12 protein-coding genes are annotated in these 15,315 nt (G+C 56.2%); 4 read left to right on the top strand and 8 right to left on the bottom strand.

The window, feature by feature from the left end:
- Positions 1–154: 154 nt before the first annotated feature.
- The 8 genes from ACP2AU_RS13340 to ACP2AU_RS13375 form a co-directional block, all read right to left on the bottom strand.
- Complete coding sequence (locus ACP2AU_RS13340) at positions 155–835, bottom strand: sensor histidine kinase (protein WP_426376698.1); 681 nt, start codon at positions 833–835, stop codon at positions 155–157.
- A complete protein-coding gene (locus ACP2AU_RS13345; protein ID WP_426376699.1) occupies positions 832–2,472 on the bottom strand; it encodes a response regulator in 1,641 nt (546 codons plus the stop codon). Before ACP2AU_RS13345 ends, ACP2AU_RS13340 begins: the two co-directional genes overlap by 4 nt.
- The gene (locus ACP2AU_RS13350) at positions 2,469–5,987 is read right to left on the bottom strand and encodes a PAS domain-containing hybrid sensor histidine kinase/response regulator (protein WP_426376700.1); all 3,519 of its coding nucleotides are present in this window, start codon (positions 5,985–5,987) and stop codon (positions 2,469–2,471) included. The genes ACP2AU_RS13345 and ACP2AU_RS13350 overlap by 4 nt, the downstream gene beginning before the upstream one ends.
- A gap of 27 nt (positions 5,988–6,014) precedes the next feature.
- A complete protein-coding gene (locus ACP2AU_RS13355; RefSeq protein ID WP_426376701.1) occupies positions 6,015–6,521 on the bottom strand; it encodes a hypothetical protein in 507 nt (168 codons plus the stop codon).
- 97 nt (positions 6,522–6,618) lie between these two features.
- Complete coding sequence (locus tag ACP2AU_RS13360) at positions 6,619–8,385, bottom strand: sodium:solute symporter family protein (RefSeq protein ID WP_426376702.1); 1,767 nt, start codon at positions 8,383–8,385, stop codon at positions 6,619–6,621.
- A gap of 6 nt (positions 8,386–8,391) precedes the next feature.
- A complete protein-coding gene (locus ACP2AU_RS13365; RefSeq protein WP_426376703.1) occupies positions 8,392–8,655 on the bottom strand; it encodes a DUF4212 domain-containing protein in 264 nt (87 codons plus the stop codon).
- Between the two features lie 210 nt (positions 8,656–8,865).
- The gene (locus ACP2AU_RS13370) at positions 8,866–9,573 is read right to left on the bottom strand and encodes a 3'-5' exonuclease (protein ID WP_426376704.1); all 708 of its coding nucleotides are present in this window, start codon (positions 9,571–9,573) and stop codon (positions 8,866–8,868) included.
- 15 nt (positions 9,574–9,588) lie between these two features.
- Positions 9,589–11,505 carry a putative nucleotidyltransferase substrate binding domain-containing protein gene (locus tag ACP2AU_RS13375; RefSeq protein ID WP_426376705.1) on the bottom strand — a complete coding sequence of 639 codons (1,917 nt, stop codon included), beginning with the start codon at positions 11,503–11,505 and terminating at the stop codon, positions 9,589–9,591.
- A 182-nt stretch (positions 11,506–11,687) separates the two neighbouring features.
- On the opposite strand from ACP2AU_RS13375, the gene smrA reads away from it, so the two are divergent.
- The 4 genes from smrA to ACP2AU_RS13395 are packed head-to-tail and all read left to right on the top strand — an operon-like array spanning position 11,688 to position 15,262.
- Positions 11,688–12,269 carry a DNA endonuclease SmrA gene (gene smrA, locus ACP2AU_RS13380; RefSeq protein ID WP_426376706.1) on the top strand — a complete coding sequence of 194 codons (582 nt, stop codon included), beginning with the start codon at positions 11,688–11,690 and terminating at the stop codon, positions 12,267–12,269.
- Between the two features lie 53 nt (positions 12,270–12,322).
- Entirely contained in the window at positions 12,323–12,514 is a 192-nt protein-coding gene (locus tag ACP2AU_RS13385; RefSeq protein ID WP_426376707.1) for a hypothetical protein, read from the top strand.
- 59 nt (positions 12,515–12,573) lie between these two features.
- The gene (locus ACP2AU_RS13390) at positions 12,574–13,062 is read left to right on the top strand and encodes a (2Fe-2S)-binding protein (RefSeq protein ID WP_426376708.1); all 489 of its coding nucleotides are present in this window, start codon (positions 12,574–12,576) and stop codon (positions 13,060–13,062) included.
- A gap of 1 nt (position 13,063) precedes the next feature.
- Positions 13,064–15,262, top strand: coding sequence for a molybdopterin cofactor-binding domain-containing protein (locus tag ACP2AU_RS13395; RefSeq protein ID WP_426376709.1), 2,199 nt, complete (start codon positions 13,064–13,066; stop codon positions 15,260–15,262).
- Positions 15,263–15,315 lie beyond the last annotated feature (53 nt).

Here is a 15,315-nt window from a genome sequence, read left to right on the forward strand (position 1 = left end):
TGGCGTTGCCCATGTGAGAGTAGGTCATCGTCAGGCGCTTAATACCAAAAACCCCAGCATCTTCGATGCTGGGGTTTTTTCATTTCTGGCTACCCTAAACGAAAAAAACCCGGTAGCGATAGCTGCCGGGGTTCTATGCGGTTATCAGTCTGGATCAGGGTAACCATATTTCAAAAACGCCACCCCCCAAACTCCCGCCGTTCTGCAGTTTGATGCACCCGGTTTTGTCACCATCGTTATGCATTTGAGCAACCGAGGAAGCGAAGAAGAGACCCAGGCTGGTGCTGCCGCTTTTAAAATCCAGTGATTTGAAGCTTAGGTTGCCGGTATGCTGCATACTCTCGGGATAGCCCTGACCGTCATCCTCCACGCCCAGGATCAAATAACCGTCAGCTTCACGCGCGGTCAACCGTATTTTACTCTTCGTATAACGAATCGCATTGTTAATGGTGTTATTAAGAACCCCGGTTAACAGGTCGCCGTCGAAGAAACCATTGATGTCATCAGACACTATCGAATAATCAAGGCCCAGCCCGTCCAGTAATGGAATGTGCCTGGCCAGGTGCTCTTCAAGAAAGTCCGGCACAAAATGCTCATCAATATGCGCGGAAAGGTTGTTCTCGCCCAGACGGTATATGCCGAGCAACTGAACAAGGTCGTTATGCATACGTTCGGCTTCATATTGGAGCATATTGAACTTTTCCGAGCCCGCGAGCGTTTGTTCATGCTCACCCCGAAGTTCATCAAGGCTGTTCAGGAGCATTCCGAGGGAGTTTTTCATGTCGTGAACGGCAGAAGCCAAAACCATCGAAAAGTCGATGTTCGGGTCGGTCATGCGGTTAGTCCTTTCAGTTTACGCGACAGTGCTACGTAACGACGATGTTGTCGATGTTGTTCTGGTAGTTTGCTCAGGCGATCCAGGCATTGTTGGCAGTTGGCCAGTAGCACCGGGTTCCGGTTCTGGGCATATTGCTTCATCAACACCTGCACGAGGTTCAGGTTCAGGGCTGCATGGTCGGGCACGATCGACAAGGCTTTGTTGAAGGCATCCACGGCGGCCTCAAGGTCGCCAGCTTCAAATGCTTTGATGCCATCGCGGTTCATGCCGCGCGCTTCCAGTTTTTGCCGGAATCCGACAGGTTCATCCAGGAGGTTTTCGATCTTCTGCAGGGTGTCGGTATCGTCATCAAAGCGCGCAGCGAGATCAGCGAGGATTTGCCGGGCCTGGTCCGCTTTATTCAGTCGGAACAGGGTCTTGGCGAAGTCCAGCCCCATATCCGGGGGCAAGGCCTCCATGGCTTCGATGTCTGCGCTGACAGAAACCAGCAGTTTTTCCGCTTCACGATGACGACCCTGCCCGGCATGAAGCCGACATTGGACAATGCGACTTTTTAAGCCGATGGCTTCGTCATCGGCAAAGCGTTTCTCCATCTTTGTGAGCACCGACAGCGCCTCAGCGGAGCGCTCGACCGCTTCCTCGTCGGGATTGTTTTCGCTCAGGTCCGACAGGCTCTGGGCGAGAGACAGATAATGCTCTGCATTGTCGTGGATCGAATAGGTGCCCAGCGAGACGGTTTGTCTCCAGGCCTGGGAGGCGGTATCGATATCCTGGTTGGTTCCTGCCAGTTCGGCCAGGTGTTTCTGGCGGAGCAGGGCATTGGGAGAGTGTTCTGCCGCTTTTTCGAGTATGTGCTGTGCCTGAGCAGGACGCCCCTGTTTTTCCAGGCCCTCAGCCTGCAAATCGTAGGCTTCCATGTAGTCTGGATGCTTTTGTATCAGTTCTTTCAGACCGTCAACAGCCTGGTCGAAGTTTCGGTTCGCCAGCAATACCTTACAGCGGCCAAGACGAGCCCATGAGAGCTCTCTCTGGCTGAGCACCTCATCGTAGACTTTCTGGGCATGGGCCAGGTCTCCCACGAGGAAGTACAGCTCTCCGAGCGTCTTCATTAGCCAGGTTTTATAGCGGGGTTGCGTAGGCAGGGTTTGCAGGCAAAGGCTGATGGCTTCGGGATAATTTTCGCGGTCGATTTCTCGGGTGATGGGAAGCAATGCATTGCGCTGCCTGATGAGATTTCCCAGGCGTTGATCGAGCATCGCCCGATTGATTGGTTTGGTCAGGTAGGCATCCGGTTGGTACTCTCTGGCACCCATAACCATTTCCTTGGATGTCTCTGCTGTTACCATCAGAAACAGCGAAGAGCGCTTGAGCAATTTTTTATGCCGGAGCTCCTCCAGAATATGCTGGCCGTTTTTACCATCGCCGAGATTGTAGTCGCACAGAACAACGTCCACATGATTGTACGTGCAGTACTGTATTGCCGGCGTTGCATTCGCCACGAGTTCGATCTTTTCGGCGCCACAACTTCTAAGCATTTGCCGCATTGAGAGTCGGAAATTCTCAAAATCGTCGACAACAAGAAACGTAAGTTTGCCAAACGGATTGACTGCGTCTTTTCTGTCGGAGGGTTTCATGGCCGCTTCCGTTTAAGGAGTTTGTTCACCAGTGCGCGCAGTGCTGCTGGCTTCACTGGTTTGTATAGCACCTGATAGCCGCGATTGCCTGCGTCTTCCCGCACTTCCGGTGCCATGTAGCCGGTAATCAGGATGCCGGGTGTTTCATCCCCCAGGTGCTCTCGTATGTTGTCCATGGCATCCAGGCCGTTCCGGTTATCATCAAGCTGGTAATCTGCCAGGATGATGTCCGGCTGGCGCCCGGAAAGTTTGGTCAGGGCATCATCCAGACTCTCGGCAGCCGTTACATCACATTGCCAGTTCCCCAGTAAGGCCACCATACCTTGAAGAATGGCGGCATCGTTGTCGATGCACAGCACGTGCAAGCCTCCGAGGCTGGCCACGCGCCGGGAACTGTTGCCATGCTTTTGTGCCTCCAGCCTGCTCTGATCTGCGGGTGCGGCCGGTACTGTAATGCCGAAGACGCTGCCTTTGCCCTGGATGGAGTGAACCGTAACCGGATGATTGAGCATTCCGCTGATACGGTCGACAATAGCCAGTCCAAGGCCCAGGCCTTTTTTGTCGCGTCCGTGCTGGAATCGTCTGAATTCTTCGAACACATGATTGAGCTGTTCCTCGGACATACCGGGGCCGGTGTCCCATACCTCGATTCTGAGGTAGCCTTTCAAACGCCGGCAGCCCATCAGAATCTTACCGTCAACGGTGTAGCGGATCGCATTCGAGAGAAAATTCTGGACGACCCGGCGCAGCAGTTTTGAGTCGGAGCGCACCCAGGCGGTGCTGGGCACAACGTGTAGCTCCAAGCCCTGATCCTTGGCGATAGCAGAAAACTCTGTGGCCAGATGCCGCAGCAGATCGTTGACCGGGAAAACACCGATATCAGGCTCCAGCGCCCCGGCATCCAGCTTTGATATGTCCAGCAGTGTACTGATGATTTCTTCGGCAGCGCCCAGGGAGCTGTCGATATGATCAACGAGATCCCGGGTTTTTCCCTCACGAACTTTACCCGACAATGCCGAAGTGAATAGCCGGGCGGCGTTCAGCGGTTGCAGCAGGTCGTGGCTTGCCGAGGCGAGAAAACGGGTCTTGCTCTGGTTGGCCTGTTCGGCTACAGATTTGGCCTTGAGCATCTGTTCATTGATGACCTGCAGCTCCTGGGTACGTTCCCGAACCCGTTGTTCCAGGTAAATGTTGGTCTCTTTCAGCGCCTGTTCGGTCCGGCGCATAGGGGTGATGTCCTGGAAGGTGGTGACGTAGCCACCACCGGGAATCGGGCTGCCATCTACCCGCACCACGATGCCGTCTGGGCGCTGGCGCTCATAGGACATGGGTTTTCCGTCGCGCATACTGTCGCAGCGATTCTCGATGATGTCGTCGATACGTCGGGCCGAAAGATTGGCATTCGTAAGGTTGTAGCGCATCAGGTCTTCAACTGGCCTACCGACTCTCACAAAGCCCTTGGGGTAGTTGAACAATTCCAGATAGCGATGATTCCAGACCACCAATTGTTGCTGGTGATTGACAACAGAGACCCCCAGGCTGATGTTCTCGATGGCCGACTGCAGTAGTTCCCGGCTGAAGGTCATGGCCTGAGAGGCCTCATCGACAATGCTGACGACATCTTCGATCTGCATATCCCGGCCGGTGAGCGTGGATTCCAGAACCACCCTCGCTGTCGAGGCGCCGATGACGGAGGCGAGCTGCCGCTCAATATATTTCATCAGATGGGTGGAAGCCGGGCGCTGGGGGTAGAGCCGGATGGCGTTGCGTCGCTCGTAATTCCGGAAAATGCTCTCGGAACGTTCTTCACCCATGAAACGATCGGCCAGTGCCTGCAGGTCTGAGGTGAGAATTTCGCCCTGCCAGCTCTGATGCTGGGCGTTCTCGGCTTTCGGCTGGGCATCGTGGAAGAACGCGGCAATCTGGATTTTCTCGCGAATTCGTTGTCGGGTGATCAGAGAAAGCAAAATGTAGGCGCCGGTATTGACGCCGAGGCTCCAGAGGATGCCGTGGCTGGTCTGATCCAGCTCCGAACCGAACAAAGCAGTGGGGCGAGTCCAGCTCCAACCGAACAGACCCTGATGAATGAGCGTGTCAGCGTTCCATCCGGTGGACACCAGGGCGGGCAGCAACAGGGTGTAGCACCACATCAGGAAGCCGAGACCCAGGCCCCAGGCCGCACCGGTAAAATTGCCCTGGCGCCACAGAATGCCTCCCACCAGGGCCGGGCCGAATTGCGCTGCGGCGGCGAAGGAAAGCAGACCGAATGCAGTCAGGCTGTAGTCCTCGCCGGCCATTCGGTAAAAGCCGTAAGACGTCAGCAGCACGACGAAAATAGCTGCACGCCGGATGGTGAGCAGGAGAAAGCTGAGGTCGGCACGCCGATTCATGCCCGGACGGAAAAACCGCAGAAGCCCGGGCATGATGATTTCATTGCTGACCATGGTGGCAATGGCCACGGAGCAGACGATCACCATGGCAGCTGCCGCAGAACCGCCGCCCAGGAACGCCAATACGGCCAACCAGTGCTCACCGGCCTGGATGGGCAGCTGGAGAATGACAATATCAGGGTCACTGCTGATCAGATGGCTATCGAGCAATCCGGCGGCGGCGATGGGAATGACGAAGGCGCTCGCGATGATGAGATAAATGGGCATGGCCCAGCGCGCGATCTCGAAGTCCCGGTGGTCAGTGTTTTCGACCACCATGACGTGGAACTGTCGGGGCAGACAAATGATCGCCAGCATGGCAACCAGTGTCTGCGTGAAAAACGCCGGGGCCTCCAGTGCGTCTGTTGTAAGCGTGCCTATGAGGTCGGCTTCACGGACCCGGGTAAAGAGATCGCCAAACCCGTCATAAAGCCCCCAGCCGACGAAGAGCCCCACCGCGACAAAGGCAATCAGCTTGATCAAAGATTCAAAAGCGACGGCCTGAATCATGCCGCGATGATGTTCGGTGGATTCCAGATGCCGGGTACCAAACAGAACGGTAAACACCGCCAGTGCAAGCGTTATGTACCAGGCCGAATCGTTCCAGGCGGCGGTGCTCATTTCCTGGTAGCTGCCGCTGGTGCCTGAGAGCACGTTGAATCCCAGGGCAATGGCTTTGAGCTGCAGTGCGATATAAGGAACGCTGCCGATCAGCGCAAACAAAGCCACCATGGCAGCCAGGACCTGTGATTTGCCATAGCGCGAGGCAATGAAATCGGCGATCGATGTGCTGTTGTTCCGTTTGCTGATGTAGATGATTCGCCTGAGCAGTGGCGCAAAAAACAGAAATACCAGCAACGGCCCCAGATAGATGGGGAGAAAGGCAAGCCCTTCCTGGGTCGCACGCCCGACCGCGCCGTAAAAGGTCCACGATGTGAAATAGACCGCCAGGGATAGCCCGTAGATATGGGTTCTGGCGAGTCGGCGTTTATAGAGCCCGGGGTGCCGGTCACCTGCCCACGCGATCAGGAACAGAAGTGAAATGTAAGTGATCGAAATGAGGACAAGCAGCCAAACACTAATCATGGGTTCCGGGTATCCGCTCCATTGGCATCAGGTTCTGCAAACAGTGGTATACAGGCGATCGTTGGTTTCAAGCACTTTCATGTTGTCCACCCTGGGAACACCGTTCGATCCAATGGGTACCAGTTCCCGGCTTCCACAGTTCATCAGATGGATGCGATGAGACACGGCATCGGTGACCGTTTGCTCGAAACGGTACAGAGTGAATCGAACGATGTCTCTGTCATCGGTATCCCGACTGATGCTTTGCTGATCCACGGCCGAAAAAGATGTCACGTAGGGAAAGGCAAAGGTCCAGGGCCGAAAGAAGATCCGTTCTTTTTCGGTTGCTACCACAACGGCTTCCTCGGGAAGGAGGGCGCGTTTGTGTTCGTACCAGGTATATTCACCATAGATCAGATAACCCAGCATACCAGCGCCGGCAAAGACCGGGATCAGCCACTTCGGGGCCTTCTTGGCGGTGGCCGCGCGAATAGCCAGAGCAATGCCGGCGGCACCAAGGCCGCAAAAAACGGTGGCAATAAACGTCCAGAACATACAGAGATTTCCTCAAAAAAGAACGGGCTTCCTCGGTGAGGAAGCCCGTTCGGTGTCAATCTGCCATCGAGTTCAATGAATCAGATTGTCTGTCGATTCAGTGATCCTGGGCAGTTCCGGCACCGCGTGGATAGCGGACGCTTTCGACCAGTTCCTGAATTTCAACGGGCGGCTCAGCGGTCACCTTGGATACTGTGAAGGCTACCGCAAAGTTAACCACGGCACCAATTGCACCGATGGAAAGCGGAGAGATGCCAAGCACCCAGTTCTCTGGAGTATCTGCAAGGTTGTTGGTGCCCGGGATGAACAGCCAGCCTTTGTACACAAAGATGTAAACCAGTGTGAAAATCAGGCCGGAGAGCATCCCCAGGGTCGCGCCGACGTTGTTAACACGCTTGGAGAAGATGCCCATCATCAGTGCCGGGAAGAGGGAGGCGCCAGCGATACCGAAGGCCAGAGCCACCACCTGAGCCGCAAACCCTGGCGGATTCGCACCCAGATAGGTGGCGACGACAATTGCCACAGCCATGGAAATCCGCGCCGCCAACAATTCGCCCTTGTCGCTGATGCCGGGGTTGAAGCGGCCCTTGATCAGGTCGTGACTCACTGCCGACGATATGGCCAGCAGCAGACCTGCGGCCGTCGACAGAGCGGCGGCAAGACCACCTGCTGCGATCAGGCCGATGACCCAGCCGGGCAGATTGGCAATTTCAGGGTTGGCCAGCACGAGGATGTCACGGTTAACGTCCAGTTCGTTGCCGTTCCAGCCACGAGCCTGCGCCTGCTCTTCGAAAGCCGGGGCATCGTTGTACAGCTGAATGCGGCCGTCCTCGTTCTTGTCAGTGAATTGAATCAGGCCCGTAACTTCCCATTCTTTGACCCAGTTCGGGCGCTCATCGTATTCGATGGGGGCTGACTGAGTGCCGTCCGGGTAGATGGTGGTCATCAGATTCAGACGGGCCATGGAGGCAACGGCCGGTGCGGTCAGGTAAAGCAGGGCAATGAAAACCAGAGCCCAGCCACCGGACCAGCGCGCGTCAGCAACCTTGGGCACGGTGAAGAAGCGGATGATGACGTGGGGCAGGCCGGCGGTACCAATCATCAGCGACAGCGTGAACAGAACCATGTTCAGCTTGTTGTCCACGTCGGCGGTGTATTCATTGAAACCAAGGTCGGTAATGACCTGGTTCAGCTTCTGCAGCAATGGCAGGCCAGACTCAGTGTGGGTGGAGAACATACCGAGGCCCGGAATCGGGTTGCCGGTAAGTTGCAGTGAGATGAATACAGCCGGAATGGTGTAGGCCACAATCAGCACGCAATACTGGGCGACCTGGGTGTAGGTGATGCCTTTCATGCCGCCGAGAACGGCGTACACGAACACAACGACCGCTGCGATCATCAGGCCCATGGTGGCGTCTACTTCCAGGAAGCGGGAGAAGGCCACACCAGCACCGGCCATCTGGCCGATCACGTAGGTAACCGAAGCCACAATCAGACAGATAACGGCGACCAGGCGAGCGTTGGCGCTGTAGTACCGGTCACCGATAAATTCCGGAACCGTAAACTTGCCGAATTTGCGCAGGTAAGGGGCCAGAAGCATCGCCAGCAGGACATAGCCCCCCGTCCAGCCCATGAGAAAGGTCGAGTTGGCGTAACCACCCGCGGCGATCAGACCGGCCATCGAGATGAAGGAGGCTGCAGACATCCAGTCAGCACCAATAGCGGCACCGTTGGTAATGGGGTGAATACCACCGCCGGCAACATAGAAATCGCTGGTGCTTCCGGCTTTGGCCCAGACAGCGATTGCAATGTAGATGAGGAAGGAGCCCCCCACGAACATAATGTTGATTGCAAATTGACTCATCTACCCTTACTCCTCATCTACGCCGAATTTTTCGTCGATTTTGTTCATGCGCCATGCGTAATGGAAAATCAGCGCAATGAAGGTAAGGATGGAGCCCTGCTGGGCGAACCAGAAGCCCAGATCAGTCCCGCCAACGGGAATACCCGCCAACATAGGGCGAAGCAGTATGGCAAAGCCGTAGGAAACCAGGGCCCAGACAATCAGGCTCCCGAAGATAAGGCGTAGATTCGCCTTCCAGTAATTTTCAGCGTCGTAGCTATGACCTGACATACAATCACTCCTGTATTGTTGTTTTGGAGGTTGATTCGTTTTTTGGTGAGGTATTGCGGATAGAGAATTTATTATTCATGTAGTACTTCTCCGACTTGTTGTCCTCTTTGACTTTACCTGTCAATGGATTTAAGGATATTGGCAAATGGTCTAACTCTCAGTAACTTGCCATGGTTTTGTTGAAAACCTGTCGGTAGGAGGCGCACTCGCCTAGAAGCGGTGCATTTTCTGCAAGCGGCGCTGATAGCGAAGTTTTTCGGTAACTTCTTTGATAGTTTTGACGTTGGTTTTAGAGGCCTGGTTGATTGCGATTAACGTCAATTCGGCGGTTAGCATCGCATCGGCTGCAGCGTGATGCCGTTCACTGTTTTCCAGGCCGAAAGCGTCGGCCCAGTCGTCCAGACCGCGCCCCTTGACCGCGGCTTTCGGGAAAAAGGCCGGCATCATCTCGGCCACATCCATCCAGAGATGTGACCGGGTGTAACCAATCTGATTCTTAAGCGTCTTTTCGAGAAATCTCTGATCGAAGGCAGAGTGGTAGGCGAGGATGGGATCGCCATTCATCCATTCAAGCAGGTGCAGAAGGGCGTCCTCGGTTTCGTGCCCCTGGGTCAGGGCCTCTGGCCCTATCCCGTGGATCAGTACCGTTTCACGGATATCCAGCTCTGGCCGCCTCAGAATCAGGTCAAACTGGTCGTTGAGGTGGATGACACCGTTCTCAATGGCCACTGCTCCAATGGCAATGACTTCGTCTTTGGAGAAATTCAGGCCCGTTGTCTCAAGGTCAAGAACAATGAGCCTGCTCCGGCTCACTAATTGATCTCCGGGAGATTTCGGGCTCGGCAGATTCTCTGTGTCGAGATTTACCGAGTTGCTGTTCCGCCGGTGGGCTAACCATTGTTTGATGTATTCCAGCATGGTCTGGTCGCAGAGCTAGAGTTGATAGGCGACTTCAAGCTTTTGCTGAAGTCGCTGGGCCTGACGGAAGGACTCGCGGAGTATCCGCCGGTCCAGTGGGTTCAGGTCGTCCGGGTCAATGTAGTTGGTCAACTCCTCGCCCCGGTCGAGCATATCCTGATGGGCACGCATACGGATCGCCTGGATCAGGCTGTAGGCTTCTTTCCAGGCGTTGGCGTCCTTCGCGTCCACAACCTCTTTTTTGGCCAGGGCATCAATGCGCTCCAGCGTGTTAGCCGTTTCCACGCCGTGGGCCAGCGCCAGTACCCGAACCGATTCCACGAAGGGCGCCAGGCCCTGGCGTTTGAGGTCCAGCGTGTGCTTTTTCTCATCCTTCAGATAGCGGAAGTTACGGAATATGGTCAGGGGCGGTTTCCGCTGTAGTGCGTTTCCGGCCAGCATTTTCTGAAACAGCGCGTTTTTCCGGATGCGCTCAAGCACCTTTTCCAGAAGGCGATGCAGGGATTCTCTGGGGCCAAAAACAGCCCTCATATCGAGAAAAATCGAGGAATACACCAGGTTCTGCGGGGTCGACGCGTTAATGAAGCGGACAAACCAGTCGTCCCACTCCCGGTCGCTCAGGCAAAGCTTGGGGTTGCTGGCCATGATATTGCCTTTGCACAGGGTGAAACCGCATTCTGCCAACTCGTCGTTTACTTTACGCGCGAAGGGCAGGAGTTTCTCCCGCACCTCGTCCTCGGTCATGCCCTCCGGGGTCTCAAACAGAATGCCGTTATCCTGATCGGTCAGCAGCGTTTGCTCCTGACGCCCCTCACTGCCGAACGTCAGCCAGGTGAAGGGGATGCCGGGGTCATGCTTTTTCAGGTTGAGCTCCAGAACGCGCCGCACCGTCACGTCGTTCAATGTGGTAATGATCTTGACCACCTGGCCGGAGTCCGCGCCATGGGCGAGCATGGCGTCAACCAGACGGGAGACATCGGAACGAAGGCTGACCAGCGTGCGCAGGTGGGTGGCGGTGCCAATGGTTCTGGCCAGGTTTACCAGGTCCACCCGCTGCAGAGCGAACAGATCCCGCTCCGAGACCACGCCAATTAGGCGGTCGTCCTCATCTACCACGCACAGATGAGCAAAATGATGTTCTGCCATCAACATCGCTGCCTCGAACGCATCTGATGTGGCAGGAAGGCGGCACGGATCTCCGGTCATTATCTGGCGGATCGGTGTGTCGAGGGGGCCTTTTTCCTCGGCGATCATCATGCGAAGGTCTCGGAGGGTAAAAATGCCGACAGGGTGGCGATTGTCGTCGGTGATGATGATGCTGCCAACGTTATTTTCATGCATCCGCGCAACGGCTTTGCGCACCGGCAGGTCAGGGGAGCAGACAATGGGATTGCGCAGTGCGTAACGCTCCAGCGGGGTGTCAAGACTGTTGCTTGAACCGATGGACGCCATAGCGTTGGATTGAATGCGCTGGTTTACCTGGTCCAGCAGGCTGCTTACGCCGCGCAGGCAGAAATCGCGAAAGGGTTCGCTTTCGGAGAACAGGTTCACGAACGCATCTTGCTCAATGCTCAGACAGAAGGTGTCTCCGGCTGCCCGATGCAGAGTCTGCGTCGGGCGCTCTCCTATCAGCGCGGCCAGTGGAAAGCATTCTCCCTGGCTGATCTCGAAGGTCGTTTCAATCCGATCCTCTTTTTCGTTGTGGCGTTCACCCCGGATGCGGCCCTGTTTAACCACGTGGAACCGTTTTACAACGCCATCTTGTGGAGACAGTATCTCGTCTCCGTCGGCAAAGAACCTCAGAGTGGCATGTTCAGCAAAGTGGGCCAGATGGTTGTCATTCATATTGGAAAACGGGGCATGTTCCCTCAGGAATGACATAATGGCCCGAATGTTCTGGGGGCGTGCGGTGTCCTGGTGTGATGCGGCCATATCGCGATCTGTAACCTCGGGAGCCAGAATGTGGTGGCTGTCGTACCATTATTATTGTGCGCCTTAGTGTAGTTTAGCGGAAGTGCGCAGGGATCTACGATTTTCGTCGCAGAGCTTCCTTTATGGGGGATCGGAGCGGTGATAGAGTTCTCAACCGTGTTCACCCGGAATCAGCAAGTGCCATGACCAGTAAAGATGAACGCCTCGCCTTTCTGGAAGAAATGAAAGACGTGCAGCGGATACGCAAGCCGAACCGGGCAGAAGTATCGGTTCCGAAAGAATTGACGCCAGGGCATCTGGAGCGCCAGAAAGCAGCCGTAGAAAAGACCGTGCGGGATCGAAACCCGTTAACCTCGGATATGGTAGAGCCTTTGACGGCGCACGATATTCTCAGTTGGCAGCGCCCGGGAATTCAGCACGGCGTCTTCCGCAAGCTGCGCCTGGGACAGTATCCGATCGAGGCGAGGCTGGATTTGCACCGGATGACGGTAGAGGAAGCACGTCGGGAAGTTTTCAGCTTTATTAATGATTGCGTACATTACGGTTTGCGCTCGGTCATTATTCTGCATGGCAAAGGTGAGCGAAACCCCGACGGTATCGCCCAGCTCAAGAGCTATCTGGCCAAATGGCTGCCGGAGCTGGAAAGCGTCCTGGCGTTTCATTCGGCAAAGAAACACCACGGTGGTACCGGCGCGGTTTACGTAATGGTCAGGAAAAATGATCGCGAAAAACAGCATAATCGGGAGATTCATGGAGCCAGATGATGGCTCGTCTGTTTTACCTGCGAACACGAAACCCTGGAATCGGGAGAATGGCAATGAGGTTGATACTTGTGACTTTGATGTCTGTTCTGGTGCTGGCCGGCTGTAAAGACCGGGTGATCTGGAACGACAATGGCAAGGTAGAGAGAGCAACTGAGAATCGGGAAGTATGGGACTCCAATGGCAAGCTGGAGACCGGTGAGCGAAAGATCTGGGTGAATAAAGACGGCAAAGAGGTCGTCAAGTAAGGACCTGGCGGCCGTCTGCGAAAACCTGGCCACAATAATAAATCGACAAGGAGCACTGCATGGCTTTCAAGTTCACGGTGAACGGACATCAGCACACGCTTGACGTAGAGGCTGACACCCCCCTGCTTTGGGTGTTGCGAGACGAACTTGGCCTGAAAGGAACCAAGTTCGGTTGTGGCGCGGGTCTTTGTGGTGCTTGCACGGTTCACCTTGATGGCCAGCCGGCACGGTCGTGCTCGACACCGGTGGAAATGGCGGACGGAGCGGACATTACCACCATTGAGGGACTCTCCGCAGACGGTGAGCTGCATCCATTGCAGAAAGCCTGGATTGAACAGGGTGTGCCCCAGTGCGGCTACTGTCAGTCTGGCCAGATCATGACGGCGGCGCATTTGCTTGCCAACAACCCTTCCCCTGACCGCGAACAGATTGTTACCGCCATGACCGGTAATCTGTGCCGCTGCGGCACTTATCCGCGCATTGTCGCCGCCGTTGAATCGGTGGCCGGTGAGGTCGGGCAATATCAACCGGCCGGGGAGGAGGCGTAACATGGGGATGAATCGACGGGACTTCCTGAAAATCAGCACCTCGGCCTCCGGCGGATTGTTAGTGGCACTGAACCTGCCGGGCTGTGCATCTGTGCAGACGGGTTACCAGCCGGAAACCGGTGAGTGGAAACCGAACGCCTGGCTTGAGCTTACCCGCGACAACGAGATCATTTTCACCCTGGACCGGGTTGAGATGGGGCAGGGTACCTACACGGGGTTGACCACACTTATTGCGGAAGAGCTGGACGTGGCTCCTGATGCCATTCGTGTGGAATTTGCCCCGGTTGCTCCGGAATATCGTAATCCCATGTTTGGCCTGCAACTTACCGGTGGCAGCACCAGTGTGGCGTCGAGCTGGCAGCCCTTGCGTGAGGCCGGGGCCTCGGCTCGTTTGATGCTGGTGATGGCGGCAGCCCGGGTGTGGCAGGTTGAAGCAAGCCAGTGCACAACCGAAAGTAGCTATGTCCGGCACCCCAACGGCCTGGACTCCATGCCTTACGGTAAGCTGGTCGAGCTGGCCGACAAAGAGGTAATTCGGGGCGATGTGCCGCTCAAGCCCCGCTCCGAGTGGAAGTACATCGGCAGGCAAGCTGGCCGGCTGGATGCCGAAGCCAAAGCGACCGGCAAGGCCGTTTACGGGATCGATGTGGAATTACCGGATATGGTTTATGCGGTGATGACGCGCAGCCCGAGGTATGGCGGAGCTGCCGTCAGTTTCAACCGGGATCAGGTGCTGGCCCTGCCGGGTGTGCTGGACGCTTTTATCACCGAACGCGGCGTTGCGGTTGTCGCCGATCGCTACTGGCGTGCGCGCAAGGCACAGGATGCGCTCGACATTCAGTGGGATTTTGCCGACGCAATCGCATTATCCAACGAGGATGTTTTTGAGCACTATCGGCAGGCGGCCAGTGATGACCCCGGCGAAGACGAGCGCGTCGACGGTGACCCTGACGCAATTACCGGGGCCGCGGGTTCTGTGTTCGAGGCCGAGTACGAACAACCATACCTGGCCCACGCCACCATGGAACCCATGAATGCAACGGCCTGGTATCGGGAGGGCGCAATGGAGGTCTGGGCGCCGACCCAGGCACCGGACCTGGGGCGCATTGCCGCCGCGCGTCATACCGACCTTTCCCCGGATCAGGTAACGATTCATACCACCTTTCTCGGTGGCGGCTTCGGCCGCAGACTGACCCAGGACTTTATCGAGGAAGCGGCCATCGTTGCTTACCAGGTGAAAGTACCTGTCAAGCTCATCTGGTCCCGCGAGGAAGATACCCGCCACGGCTTTTACCGGCCGGCAATGCTGCACCGTATGCAAGGCAGTCTGGATAATCGCGAACTGACCGGCTGGGACCATCAGATTGTCGGCCCGCAAATCCTGGACTGGTATGTGCGTAATGCGGCACCGGCCCAATACCCCTGGGCACCCAAGTTTCTCTACAGTACCCTTGGGCGGGTAGGTTTGCTGGCCGAGGGCATCGCCACTCCCAAAGATCTGTCGGCTATTGAAGGTGCGATTGGCTACCCGTACGAAGTGCCCAATGTCCGCATCCGGCATACGCATACCGACCCGGGGATGCCGATCACATGGTGGCGGTCAGTCGGCTATTCCCACAATGGTTTTGCGGTTGAAACATTCATGGATGAGCTTGCCAGTGAGGCCGGTGAAGATCCGGTCAGTTTCCGGCGGAAATTGCTGGCCGCCGAACCCCGCCACCGCCGGGTTCTGGACCGGGCAACCGAGCTGGCGGGCTGGAGTCAGCCTGCGCCGAAGGGCCGGGCGAGAGGTGTTGCGCTGTTCAAAAGTTTCGGTACCTATGTTGCCCAGGTGGTTGAAGCGGGTATTGAAAAGGGTGACATCCGGGTGTTCAAGGTCACCTGCAGCGTGGACTGTGGCCAGGTGGTGAATCCGCGCATCGTGGAAGATCAGATGACCGGAGGCATTATCTTTGGCCTGACCGCTGCACTGAATGGCAAGGTTACCCTGGAAAACGGCGAGGTCATGCAAAGCAATTTTCACGACTATCGGCTGATGTCGATGCGTCAGGTGCCAGAGATGGTGGTGGATATCGTTGACAGTGACGAGCCGCCGACCGGCGTTGGTGAACCCGGCGTGCCACCTGTGATTCCGGCTCTTGGTAATGCCTTGTTTGCATTGACGGGCCAGCGTCAGCGCAAGTTGCCCCTGAAGGCATAAGCCGGGCCGGTGGATTTCTATAAGGCGGCAGAAACCATGCCCGGGATGACTCA

Source organism: Marinobacter sp. VGCF2001 (assembly GCF_049943275.1).
Classification (GTDB): Bacteria; Pseudomonadota; Gammaproteobacteria; order Pseudomonadales; family Oleiphilaceae; genus Marinobacter.